Origin of the sequence: Synechococcus sp. MU1642, from assembly GCF_020514115.1 — a bacterium.
In the GTDB taxonomy this organism is placed as follows: Bacteria; Cyanobacteriota; Cyanobacteriia; order PCC-6307; family Cyanobiaceae; genus Parasynechococcus.
The window spans coordinates 197148-208592 of the sequence record NZ_VTKZ01000001.1 but is presented as its reverse complement, the minus strand read 5'-3'; the positions used below and the strand labels follow the sequence as shown (position 1 = coordinate 208592).

Annotated in this window: 16 protein-coding genes and 1 tRNA gene; 6 read left to right on the top strand and 11 right to left on the bottom strand. The window is 60.2% G+C overall.

Features of this window, described 5'->3' with window-relative positions:
- Positions 1-36: 36 nt before the first annotated feature.
- From FZZ85_RS01250 to FZZ85_RS01240, 3 genes are read right to left on the bottom strand one after another with little or no spacing between them, the layout of a single operon-like run.
- Positions 37-372: a hypothetical protein gene (locus tag FZZ85_RS01250; protein WP_226411413.1), complete on the bottom strand. Its 336-nt coding sequence runs from the start codon at positions 370-372 to the stop codon at positions 37-39.
- Positions 372-692 carry an MgPME-cyclase complex family protein gene (locus FZZ85_RS01245; protein ID WP_226411411.1) on the bottom strand — a complete coding sequence of 107 codons (321 nt, stop codon included), beginning with the start codon at positions 690-692 and terminating at the stop codon, positions 372-374. Before FZZ85_RS01245 ends, FZZ85_RS01250 begins: the two co-directional genes overlap by 1 nt.
- Positions 689-1438, bottom strand: a complete 750-nt coding sequence (locus FZZ85_RS01240) for a pyridoxine 5'-phosphate synthase (protein WP_226411409.1) — start codon at positions 1436-1438, stop codon at positions 689-691. The genes FZZ85_RS01245 and FZZ85_RS01240 overlap by 4 nt, the downstream gene beginning before the upstream one ends.
- Positions 1439-1518: 80 nt before the next feature.
- On the opposite strand from FZZ85_RS01240, the gene FZZ85_RS01235 reads away from it, so the two are divergent.
- Genes FZZ85_RS01235 through grxD form a run of 4 tightly spaced genes read left to right on the top strand, consistent with a single transcriptional unit; the run spans position 1519 to position 3417 of the window.
- Positions 1519-2220 (top strand): lysophospholipid acyltransferase family protein, encoded by a 702-nt coding sequence (locus FZZ85_RS01235; RefSeq protein ID WP_370631095.1) that lies wholly within the window; start codon positions 1519-1521, stop codon positions 2218-2220.
- A 28-nt stretch (positions 2221-2248) separates the two neighbouring features.
- Entirely contained in the window at positions 2249-2776 is a 528-nt protein-coding gene (locus FZZ85_RS01230) for a hypothetical protein (RefSeq protein ID WP_226411405.1), read from the top strand.
- A gap of 48 nt (positions 2777-2824) precedes the next feature.
- Positions 2825-3073: a BolA family protein gene (locus tag FZZ85_RS01225; protein WP_114987834.1), complete on the top strand. Its 249-nt coding sequence runs from the start codon at positions 2825-2827 to the stop codon at positions 3071-3073.
- Positions 3074-3093: 20 nt separating this feature from the next.
- Entirely contained in the window at positions 3094-3417 is a 324-nt protein-coding gene (grxD, locus tag FZZ85_RS01220; protein ID WP_226411403.1) for a Grx4 family monothiol glutaredoxin, read from the top strand.
- A gap of 1 nt (position 3418) precedes the next feature.
- On the opposite strand, the gene FZZ85_RS01215 is transcribed toward grxD, so the two are convergent.
- Positions 3419-3691, bottom strand: a complete 273-nt coding sequence (locus tag FZZ85_RS01215) for a DUF6761 family protein (RefSeq protein WP_226411401.1) — start codon at positions 3689-3691, stop codon at positions 3419-3421.
- A gap of 74 nt (positions 3692-3765) precedes the next feature.
- Between FZZ85_RS01215 and FZZ85_RS01210 the strand changes: the two genes are divergently transcribed.
- On the top strand, positions 3766-4533 hold the full coding sequence (locus FZZ85_RS01210) for a response regulator transcription factor (RefSeq protein WP_226411399.1): 768 nt from the start codon (positions 3766-3768) through the stop codon (positions 4531-4533).
- A gap of 961 nt (positions 4534-5494) precedes the next feature.
- On the opposite strand, the gene FZZ85_RS01205 is transcribed toward FZZ85_RS01210, so the two are convergent.
- The 7 genes from FZZ85_RS01205 to FZZ85_RS01175 form a co-directional block, all read right to left on the bottom strand.
- Positions 5495-6049, bottom strand: a complete 555-nt coding sequence (locus FZZ85_RS01205; protein ID WP_226411397.1) for a hypothetical protein — start codon at positions 6047-6049, stop codon at positions 5495-5497.
- A complete protein-coding gene (locus FZZ85_RS01200) occupies positions 6046-6330 on the bottom strand; it encodes a hypothetical protein (protein ID WP_226411395.1) in 285 nt (94 codons plus the stop codon). Before FZZ85_RS01200 ends, FZZ85_RS01205 begins: the two co-directional genes overlap by 4 nt.
- A gap of 35 nt (positions 6331-6365) precedes the next feature.
- Positions 6366-7922, bottom strand: a complete 1557-nt coding sequence (crtH, locus tag FZZ85_RS01195) for a carotenoid isomerase (RefSeq protein WP_226411393.1) — start codon at positions 7920-7922, stop codon at positions 6366-6368.
- A 239-nt stretch (positions 7923-8161) separates the two neighbouring features.
- Positions 8162-8911: a cation transporter gene (locus FZZ85_RS01190; protein WP_370631093.1), complete on the bottom strand. Its 750-nt coding sequence runs from the start codon at positions 8909-8911 to the stop codon at positions 8162-8164.
- The gene (gene trmFO / locus FZZ85_RS01185) at positions 8908-10278 is read right to left on the bottom strand and encodes an FADH(2)-oxidizing methylenetetrahydrofolate--tRNA-(uracil(54)-C(5))-methyltransferase TrmFO (protein WP_226411391.1); all 1371 of its coding nucleotides are present in this window, start codon (positions 10276-10278) and stop codon (positions 8908-8910) included. The genes FZZ85_RS01190 and trmFO overlap by 4 nt, the downstream gene beginning before the upstream one ends.
- Positions 10279-10325: 47 nt before the next feature.
- Positions 10326-10448 (bottom strand): photosystem II protein Y, encoded by a 123-nt coding sequence (locus FZZ85_RS01180; protein ID WP_025362202.1) that lies wholly within the window; start codon positions 10446-10448, stop codon positions 10326-10328.
- A gap of 193 nt (positions 10449-10641) precedes the next feature.
- Entirely contained in the window at positions 10642-11148 is a 507-nt protein-coding gene (locus FZZ85_RS01175) for a gamma carbonic anhydrase family protein (protein WP_370631092.1), read from the bottom strand.
- Between the two features lie 84 nt (positions 11149-11232).
- Here FZZ85_RS01175 and FZZ85_RS01170 point away from each other — a divergent pair.
- Positions 11233-11304 (top strand) — tRNA-Lys (locus FZZ85_RS01170).
- Positions 11305-11445 lie beyond the last annotated feature (141 nt).

Here is an 11445-nt window from a genome sequence, read left to right as displayed (position 1 = left end):
GCTCAGCCAGGCACCGCTAAGAATCCGGAATGCAGATCAGAACAAACCGAGAAAGCGTTTGCGTTCCTTGGGTTGGCTCGGGTCTGGCTTGGGCTTTTCGGGGGTTTCGCGGCGATAGCGGGCCTTGGCATCACCGACAGTGACCAAGGGGTCGTTGTTCTTGAACCAGATCCAGTCGCGAATCGGTGGCGTCTCTATGAGATCCCGACGGGTCAGCCCAAGCCCAAGTTTGCCCGAAGCGCCCAGAAGGATGTCCACCATCGCGTCCCCGTCGGCACAGGTGGCCAAAGCCTTGTTGGTTTTCTGCGCACCATCCAGGGCTTGCACCAGAAGTGCGATGCGCTGCTGAACGGGGAGGGAACTGGGATTCATCAGACGGCACCGGCAAGAGCATCGGGGATCCCCGCGGACGGTGCTTGAAAGGACCCCACAACCACGTACTCCAAACGCAGTTTGAGGAAGGTGATGAAGGTGGGATCGGTTGACACCACAGCTGCAGCTGGCTGGGGAATGCTCGCCTTGAGAGCAGCCAGCTCAGGAGAAGACAGGAAAGCTGGTTGCTTCACCAACCAGAAATCAATGGTCTTGCCGTTTTCGGCATAGTTGCGTTGGCGCTCCCGCAGCACTTCCTCCAGCGGCTCCTCCACGGTGAGGAAGCGCTCGCTGGCTGCAACGAAGTGGTAAGTGGTCATCCGGGCGCCTGTCCGAAAAGGGGATCAAGGCGGGGATTCTGAACCAAGACCTTCATATCTCGCACGGCCTGTTGCAGTCCGACTGCGACAGAACGGGCCACGATCGTATGACCGATGTTGAGTTCCTCCATCCCAGGAATGGCCGCTATGGGCTCGACATTTTGATACGTGAGGCCATGGCCGGCATTAACCCGCAGACCGAGCTGACGGGCTATGGCTGTGCCCTCCTGCAACCGCGCCAGCTCCTGCGGCTGGGTGCTCCAGTCGGCATCGGCGTAGCGACCCGTGTGCAACTCCACCCAGCAGGCCCCGGTGTTTTTGCAGGCCTGGAGCTGGGTGGCCTCCGGGTCCACAAACAGGCTTACCGGAATCTTGGCGGCCTGAAGGGTTTGCACCGTGGCCTCCAGGGAGGCTTCTTGTGCGGCCACATCCAGTCCCCCCTCCGTGGTGACCTCCTCGCGCCGTTCCGGAACCAGGGTGACCATGTCGGGCTTGATCCGCAGCGCAATCGTCACCATCTCCTCGGTGGCCGCCATTTCGAAGTTGAGGCGAGAGCGCACGGTTTGGCGCAGCAACTCAACATCTCGATCCTGGATATGACGCCGGTCTTCCCTCAGGTGCACTGTGATCCCATCTGCCCCACCGAGTTCAGCCAGGAGTGCCATCGAGACCGGGTCCGGCTCGACGGTTAACCGCGCTTCACGAATGTTGGCGATGTGGTCGATATTGACGCCGAGGCTGGCCATGAAGGGGCAGTCGTTGGCTGGATCCTATGCAGCTTTGCCTAGGGGAATTAGGTTCTCATGCACCGAATTCGATCAGCCCGTTGCGAGCGGCCCTGGCGACACGAGAAAACAGCCTGCGTGTCGGAATCGACAGCTTCTGGGCCCCCCTGGCGATGTTCACCACCCAGGATCTGGCGCTGCGGTTTCAATTTCGTGAGCGGCTGGTGCTGCATCCAGATCATCTCCCCCATCAGGGACCGGTGCTGCTGGCACCGACGCACCGCGCCCGCTGGGATGCCCTGATGCTGCCGATGGCCGCCGGCCGTCGGGTCAGTGGTCGCGACTGCCGCTTCATGGTGACGACCACCGAAATGCGGGGGCTGCAGGGCTGGTTTCTGCAACGGCTGGGCTGCTTCCCTGTGGACCAGGGACGCCCCTCGATGACCACCCTGCGTCTTGCCATCGACCTGTTAGCCGACGGACAACAAGTGGTGATGTTCCCCGAGGGCAGGATCCACCGGCAGGACGAAGCAATTGCGCTGCGGCCCGGCCTGGTGCGTCTGGCCCAACTGGCCCAGAGCCGCGGCGTTTCCGTTCCAGTGGTTCCAGTTGGTTTGGGCTACAGCCAGGCCCCACCACGGCCTTTCAGCCGGGCAGCCCTCTGTTTCGGAGAACCGCTCACCGTGCCAGCCAAGGGAGATCGCGAGGCGACGCGGCAGTTCAACAGCCACCTCGCTGCTGCAATGCATACGGCTGAACAAGCGGCCCGTGCTGCCGTTGGCCGACCCCTACAAAGCTTCTAAAGTCCGTCCACCTTTTTTTGCTGGTCTCATGGGTTGTCGCACATTGCTGACGACTGCTGCACTGGTGGCAACCCTGGGCGTAACCGCCGCTCCTTGCATCGCCCAAACATCAGGCGGGAACCGCGTTCTGGCTCAGACCCAAGGTGGTTTCAACCCAGCGGCCGTCCGTTCGATCCTTGCCGCAGGGGATGCCGCCGCCAGCAGGGGAGATTTGGCCGAGGCACGGGCCGATTACGACAAAGCCCGCAAAGCCTCCAAGCAACTGCTGGCCTTCTACCGCGACCTGAGTGGTGCCTTCCGCGGGCTGGATGCTCGGATTCCTCGTGAGATGGACACCAAGGGGCGTGAAGCCCTTGAACTGTTGGCTGAAACCAACCTCCGTCTGGCCGCCCTGTTCCGCCGTCAGAACCAGCCCGAAGTGGCTGTTCCAGTGCTTATCGAGGTGGTCAAGCTGATGACACCCGCCAAACCCCAGGGACAGAAGGCCTATCAGAGCCTGCTGGAACTGGGCTTCGTTGAAACTGAATTCCGGGGCGCATCAGCAGCCGGCCAATGAGCCCGTCTGTCAACATCTGAGCCAGTTCCCCCTTACGCAACCACCGCCATGGTGCAGCCGGATGCCGTTGAAGCAGCAATCCAACAGGTCATTCCCGACGCCAACGTCACTGTTGAAGACCTCACCGGTGGCGGTGATCACCTCCAGGTGACAGTTGTGTCATCCGCTTTTGCCGGCCTTTCACGAATCCGTCAACATCAAATGGTGTACGGCGCGCTGCAGCAGGAATTGGCCAGCGAAGCGATTCATGCCCTCGCCCTCAACACCTCAACCCCCTCGGACGCTGCGTCCGCTTAACGCTTTACCCACGCTCAACGATGGACCCCTCCACCAAATCTCGCATCGAGACACTGGTCGCTTCCAGCCCGATCTTCGTGTTTATGAAGGGCTCCAAGCTGATGCCCCAGTGCGGATTCTCAAACAATGTGGTGCAAATTCTGCATTCCCTCGGTGTGGCATTCGAAACATTCGACGTGCTTTCCGATCCTGAAATCCGTCAGGGAATCAAAGAGTTTTCCAGTTGGCCCACCATTCCCCAGGTGTATGTAAAAGGAGAGTTCATGGGCGGATCCGACATTCTGATCGAGATGTATAACTCCGGAGAACTTCGCGAAAAGCTGGAAATCGCACTCGCCAGCTAACTCAATAACCCTGGGGATGATGCATGTACAAGCTGCTCACATCCCCGTCAGGGCCAATAAAGCTGGAGGGATCCATGATCCAGCGATCGATCAATTGCTCAAGGCGATGCTGAGAGCGAGGATCAAGAGTTCCTGACTTTCGCAACGCATGGAGGTAACCGTCTGAATACAAACGTAACTCCGAAGGGGTGTGATATCTCGTGGTCAGCTCCTGGCAGGCATCGCAGAGCGACTGGAAATGACGGATGGATTCAGGGTCGTCGAGTGATGTCATGAGATACAACAGCAGCCCCTGCTACCAGCCTGCCAGGAATTTCGGCTTAGCGTAGGCGCGCCTCGGCCGATCCAGTGACCTCCACTCCCCACGACCTCAAGGCGGAAGCATCCTCAGCCAGCAGCAATCCGGTGGTTATGCCAAGCGCAAACACCGGTCAGGAACCATCGCGGGTGCTGGTGGTCGAGCCACACCCCACCCTGCGCACGGTGCTGGTGCAGCGGCTACGGCAGGACGGTCATCTCACCGCAGCAGTAGCCAGTGCTGTTGAAGCATTAGAGGTCTGTCAAGAACAGTCACCCGATCTGCTGGTGAGTGCAGAACTGCTGGAGCGCAGCTCCGCTCTTCGGTTGGCTGAGCAGCTGCGTTGCCCCGTGATTGTGCTGACCGCACGCGCCGGTGCAGAGCCGGTGGTGGGCCTCCTGGATGACGGTGCCGATGATGTGCTGCGAAAGCCCTTTGGCCTCGAGGAATTGGCCGCTAGATGCCGCACCCTGCTGAAGCGGGGCCACAGCGGCTTGCAGGAACGGGTAACAGTTGGTCCGCTGGAAGTTCATCTGCTGCTGCGCCAGGTAACGCTACGGGAGCAGCCGGTGGAGCTCAGTCCTCGCGAATTTGCCCTGCTTTGCGCCCTCTTGATGCCGCCCGGGCTGGTGCGCAGCCGTCAGGAACTGCTGCGGATGGCCTGGCCTCCCTTCAGCGGTGGTCCCCGTTCCGTGGACACCCAGGTTTTGACTCTGCGGCGCAAGTTGGAGCAGGCCGGTCTTGGCGAGGGCGGTGGAGTTACCACCGTGCGTCAGCGTGGCTACCGATTCAGCCTCGACAACCTGCCAGCCAGCTAAGTCAAATGAATTAATTCCAGTCAGAGACTGGAATTTTGGGGTTAGTGCCAATAAAACTACCCCGACCCAGCCATTGCCTCGAGCCCTTTGAAGAGGCCTTAATTGGTCTTGTGGTGACGAAGTGCCTTCTTAAGTTGCTCTTCTTTTGGCGGGACCAGATGGTGTGACGTCACCCAACCCAATTCACAAAGGTGATTCGAGCAGACTTTGAGCTGAACCGTTCCGCAGGGGAGGTTGGTGAGTTCGGTTGTCATCCGATCGGATCAACTCAATCAATTTCAACGCCTGAACGACAGATGGCAACGCCAGACATCTGGACAAAATCAAGAGTTGTCCACAGGGCCGTCCTCATTGCTTGATCGGTGCAAGAGGGTCAACATGGCACTGTCGACACCCGGGAGCCCCCGCCGTGATCGGATTAACCAGACTGTATTGCAACCAAGGAGAGAGATTCCTCCTCATCGATGTTGCGTCTGAAGACGCTTCCCAAAGGAGCGAAGAGCTGGCCAACGAAGGCTGGGAGATTGAAGCAGCAATACCGGTCTGAATCGTGAAACCGTTTCACTTCCAGATTCGGAGGGAATCATGGGACTGCACCCCTGAGATAGGTGAGCTGCGCTGGCGTATAAATCCCTCAAATGGGTGAATTTTTCTCAGACAGGAACGGAGATGGTGTGTTCAGAGAAAAGAACTCCATGCTGCCAATGCTCACCATCGCAGTAGCCGTTGCTATCTGGACTCCCATCACTGTTGCCGCATCCAAGTGGGTCGCTGATGTCTGAAAGATTGCGTCGGGAAGCCTGATACTTGCCAAGGACCTCTCTGAGAAAGGCTGAAAGCCATACAAGACCCTTAAGGGGAGGGAATGTGTGCTGATTGCAGCCACCTATCTCCCTACCAAACCTCACACACACCACCCCGTCAGCACTGGTGGAATTTTCTTTCTAGAAAACAGCTGTCATCAGCCTGGATAACCCGCCGGCAAGCTGATCCATCCCTGGGCCAGCGCCAGAGACGTGACCAGTTCGCCGGCAATCATCACCACTGCCAATCCAGCCAAGAGCTGATACGTCCAGGGCGGGGTCAAACGCCCGATGCCCTTGGTCGAAACATTGGTGTTAGTCGCCAGAAGCTCCAGGAATCGATCGAAGCGCTCGATGCGTTGCGGCAAGAGCTGGTGGCGTAGATCGGCTGCCTTCACGTAATAGACCGTTCCCCCCTGACTGGTGCCGACGGGAACCAAGGCCCGGATGTCCTGCCAACGCATGGTCCAACCGCGCCGAAGCAACCAACGGATCCAGGCGGGATAACGCACCTGAATGCCCTCGGCATCGGTCTCAACCCGTTCACTCAGCAAACCGATCACCAACACCAAGCCAAGCAGCAGACCAGCCACCATCAGCCAGCGCGACTCCGCAGGAGCAAGCAACGGCAAGGGCAACACCAAGGCCCCATACAGGCTGAGCAGAGTGAAACGGATCAGGGGAGATAACCCGAAACGTTCGATGCCAGTCATCGGTCGTCAGGAGAACCCGGCAGCGGTTCAATCAGTTCAGGCGGTTGATAGTTACCACCAAATACTTCCTGTTCACGACCCTTCCAGAACTGGCCGAGACGCATCAGATCGGCATGGGCCTCTTGCACCTTCTCGAGATACAGCTGAGGGTCCATCGAGTCCCTTGCTTCCTTGAGCTTTTTAAGCCGCAGCATCTGCAGATTCCAAGGCTTGTTTAGCTCACCCCTCTGCTCGAGGTAGCGGGCCAGATCTTCCGACGACGGCTGAAACTCAGGCAGCATCCCAACTCCTACGCCAGATCACGCTAAGCAAAAGATCAGGCCGGCAGCGCCCAGGGGTTCAAGCCGAGATCGGCCCCAACCCGATGAGCACAGGCAAACCCGCTGAAGGCCACAGCGTTGAGGCCCTGGCCGGGGAAACAGGAGTCACCCACGCAGTACAGATTCTTCAGGCCGGTGCGGTTGAACGGCATCGGCAGCAGACCCGGGAGCTGCATCGCCGGGATCGGGCCGTAGCTGCCCTGAAAGCGACCCAGAAAACGCCGATGGCTGCGGGGCGTGCCGATCTCCTTGTGGGTGATGGCATCGGCGAGGCCCGGCAGGATCGCCTCCAGGCGCTGGATCAACCGCGCCGCATCCGCCTGCTTTTTGTCGCGGTACTGGCTGGGGGTCAGCCCTTGCCACGCCTCCATCGAGGACGGCGTGAAGCTGTGGACGATGTGATGCCCAGCCGGAGCCAGATCCGGATCCAGCAATGAGGGCATCGACACGAAGATCACCCCCTGTTCGTCCTCCATCCGGTTCCAGTCCTCCAGCAGGAGGTGATGGCAGTGGGTGCCGGCCGGGATCAAATCAGCCCGAACCCCCAGATGCAGCGACAGGAAGGAGGGGGACGGCACATAACGCTTGCGCCAGAACTGCTCCTTGTCAGGGGTGTGGGCGGCATCCACCAGAGATTGGCCAGAGCGGTGCTGCTCGTCAGCCGCTCCCGAGAAGGTATCCCAGCGGGTGGCATTCGAGATCACACGTTCGGCACGGATGACCTCGCCATCGGCCAGCTTCACGCCAACTGCCTGATCGTTCTCGATCAACACCTCGGTGACCCGGGCCTTGTAGCGAATGGCTCCGCCATGGCGTTCCAATCCCTTCACCAGCTTTTCGGCAATCACGCCGACGCCTCCCTTGGGATAGTTGATCCCTCCCGCATGCCGATCGGAAAACACCATGCCGGCATTGATCATCGGGGTTCGATCCGCCGGCATCACCGACCAGCAGAAGCACTCGATGTCAATGAACTTGAGCAGCTGCTCGTCCTTAATGTGCTGACGGGCGACCGCACCGACATTGAAGGGCAGCCAGCGGGCCAGCCCCAGGCAGGCCAGAGGTGCTTTGAAGAACACCTTGGTGAGGTATGCCGGATCCTCCAGCGAGAGAAGCGGCATGGCATCGAGGCAATTGAACACCTGCCAGCAGGTGTCGTAGAAGCGGCGAATCCCCTCAGCCTCATGGGGAAACCGCGCCGTGAGGTCGGCGATGAACTGCTCATAGTCGCGATCCACGGCGATGCGCAGCCCACCGGGCATGTGGTACTCAAGCTGGGCTGGGTCGGGGATGGTGTCGCAGTGCTCCCCCACATCGGCCAGGGCCCGGGTGAGCAGGTTGGTGAAACCCTTCTTGCCGAAGCCAAAGATCATCGAGGCACCCACATCGAAGGTGTAGCCCTCGCGCTTGAAGGCACCTCCACTGCCGCCGGGGATCAAATACCGCTCCAAGACGAGGGTCTTTGCTCCTTTGGCCGCCAACTGGCTGGCAGTAACCAAACCACCGATGCCGGAACCGATCACAACGGCATCCCACTGATGGTTCTCGCTCATGGCATCGCTTCTTTGGAAGTGACGCTAAGGGGCCGTCTGCGGCCTTTGATCCTGGCGGTGAATCGGCGGCATCACCGTAAGTATCACCTCAGAGCGCACGGGACGTCCAAGTTCGGCACTGCAGCGGGCATTGATGTGATGGCGCAACCCATCAATCACACGACTTTCCTGGGGCTGCAGCTGATTGATTTAAACCACGACGAAGGCCGTGCGGCCCAGCTGTTGCACCGTGAAATCCATCATCTGCAGCTGAAGCCCCCCAGTTCCTGCATCAACACCAGCCGTGTGCGCTGCAGCACATTCGGATCGGCGGCACAGCCCGCAGACTGGGCCATGGCATCCCGCAGCGCCGCCAGCGGTTCGCGCAGCAGAGCCAGGCTCACCGCCAGCACCAGCAGGGCATCGGTGATCGACGCCAGGGCAGACAACGGCGTTACCCGCAACAAGGGAGACGCCAACAGGGCCAGACCAGTGGCCAGGGTGATCACGGCATCAATCCGGGCATTGCGGGCCTCTGTGAGCAGCAGCGACGACACCCGCCCCGTGCGCCGCCAATCGCGGCGGTGCCGCCAGGCCAGCAGGCCGCACAACGCTGTCATCAGAGCGGTGTAAAGCGCCACCGGCTCCAGGTGCAGCGCCGCGATTCTGTTCCCCCGCCACCAGTCGATCAAGGTGGAGCTGGCGCTGCCGACGCCAAAGCCGATCACCCCGAGCAGCACCAATGAGCGAAACAGCACATACAAAGCTTCCTGGCCTTCGTAGCCATAGGGCCAGGCTCGATCCGGCGGCCGCACCACATTGCAGCTGATGCGACTGGCAATCAAGGACGACCCCACCAACACGGTGGAATAAAGGCCATCCAAGAGCAGGGCCGAGGATCCGGTGATCAGATGGGCGGACAAACCAGCCAATGCCATCACTGCGTTGGCTCCGACCCCGAAGCGCAAGGAGCGCTGTTCGATCCGGCGAGCCTCCGCAGGGGAGTTCATGCCGTCACGGTCTCGGGTTGGAGGGCCCGCATCGGCTCCAGATCTTGGAGGGCACGATCGCGGTAGGCGCCATAGCGAGCCCGTTTATCTCGAATTCGTTCCGGAAGATCTGGCAACAGGCCGAAATTGGGCGGCATCGGCTGAAACTTGGCCGTTGGTGCCTCGCTGACGAAATGGGTGAGGGCTCCACTCATGCAAGTGGCCGGCAGATCAATGGGCTCCAGGCCCCGGGCCAAACGGGCCGCATTGGTGCCGGCCAACCAGCCACCGGCCACGGCAGCGGCATAGCCCTCGGTGCCGGTGATCTGGCCTGCAGCCAAAAGGTTCGGCCGCTGGCGGAACTGCAGGGTGGGCTGCAGCAGCTGCGGCGATTCAAGAAAAGTGTTGCGGTGCATCACCCCGAAACGCACGAATTCCGCCTGACCCAGCCCGGGAATCATCTGCAGAACTCGCTTCTGCTCACCCCATTTAAGGTTCGTCTGGAAACCCACCAGATTCCAGAGGCGACCGTCCTTGTCTTCCTGCCGCAGCTGCACCACTGCATATGCGCGCTTGGCCCGGCGAACATCGCGATCGTTCACATCACCCCAACGGGGATCCCAGAGCCCGATCGGCTTCAGGGGGCCATAACGCATGGTGTCTTCACCACGACGCGCCAACTCCTCGATCGGCAGGCAGCCTTCAAAGAAGGTGGCGTCGTTTTTGTCGAAGTCTTTGAGTTCCGCCTGTTCAGCCTCCAGCAGGGCCTGACGGAAAGCCAGGTACTGCTCCTTATCCATCGGACAATTGATGTAGTCGGCATCGCCCTTGTCGTAGCGGCTGGCGCGAAAGGCCACCGACAGATCGATGCTGTCTCCATGCACGATCGGGCTGGCCGCATCAAAGAAGTGGCAGTCGGCACGTCCAGTGAACTGGCGCAGGTCCTCCGCCAACGGTTCACTCGTGAGCGGGCCCGTCGCCAGAACGGTAATCGCATCTTCCGACGGCAGGGCCTGCTGCTCGCGCCGTTCGATAGTGACCAGGGGATGCTGATCGAGGGCTTCGGTAAGGGCAGCGCTGTAGCGACCGCGATCAACCGCCAATGCACCACCTGCCGGAACAGCATGGGTGTCGGCTGTGCCGATCACCAAGGAGCCGAGTCGGCGCAACTCTTCCTGCAGCAAGCCTGCAGCACGGTCACTGCTCAGGGCACCGAAGCTATTGCTGCACACCAATTCAGCAAAATCACTGCTGTGGTGGGCTGGGGAGCGTCGAATCGGACGCATTTCCACCAGGGTTACCGAAACTCCTGCACGGGCGATCTGCCAAGCAGCCTCAGTACCGGCCAGACCGGCACCAAGAACGGTGACATGAGGAGATTGAGACAACCGGCTGCATCAAGCAGCCTTCAGCCTACGAAGCTCGGTTGCCTGGATCAGGCGCGGCTGCGCTTAAGCATCAACTGCAGCTGACCAACAGCCGCACGGCCGATGTTGAAAGCAGCCCAGCTGACAGCGGCAAGGATCGGGGCAACCACAAGGAACAGGCGGGCGTCGATGCCCAGCACTTGACCTGTGGTGATCACGCTGAAGGCCGAGTAACCGACGATCACCAGGATGAGGACCAGACCGATGGCAACTCGGACCATTCTTGAAAACGGAAATCAGTGTGGCCGATCTTACGGACTTCTCCGTTGATCCCACGACCTTCCCTGAAAGCTGATCGAATTCGCAGCAATCAGGGGGTTGAATTCAAGGCCTGATCTGGGCGTGGGATGCCGCCAATCGCGCGTAGCGCTGGGCGTGGCAGCGCTGCTCGTCGATCGCCTCAGGCGATAACTCCCGCTTCACCACCGCAGGCGCGCCCACCACCAGGGTTCCGGGAGGCACATCCTTGGTGACAACAGAACCAGCAGCCACCAAGGCCCCGGCACCGACGGTTACGCCATTGAGAACGATGGCACCAATTCCCACCAAGCATCCATCCTCGAGCGTGGCGCTATGGATCACGGCCCGATGGCCAACAGTGACGTCGGCACCGAGTCGCACCGGCTGCCCCGGATCGCCATGGAGCACGGCACCGTCTTGAACATTGCTGCCCGCTCCGATGCTGATCTGCTCGAGATCGCCGCGCGCAACAGCTGTGGGCCAGAGGCTGCTGCCTGCTGCCATCAGCACATTGCCAATCACGACGGCGGATTCAGCTACCCAGGCGTCAGCATCAATTTGAGGATCGGGCCAGGGCTTGGAGCCAGTCATGGCCATGGTTCAGAAGCCACCAGTCTCACCGGCGACCTGAGTGATAACCTCATTAGTGCCGAAATGGCATGCCCAAGCGGGCACGGGTCGCTAGCTCAGCGGTAGAGCATCCGGCTTTTAACCGGCTGGTCCTGAGTTCGAATCTCAGGCGACCCATACCAGCGGTTTGATTTCGTCTCGTGACTCAATTGAGCCGACAACCCAACGGCTGTTAGAAAACCGTGAATCCCTGACCAGGCCAACAGTTTAGATGGCGTATTTCACGTTCTTTGGCGTCACGATTCTTCTGGCATTGCT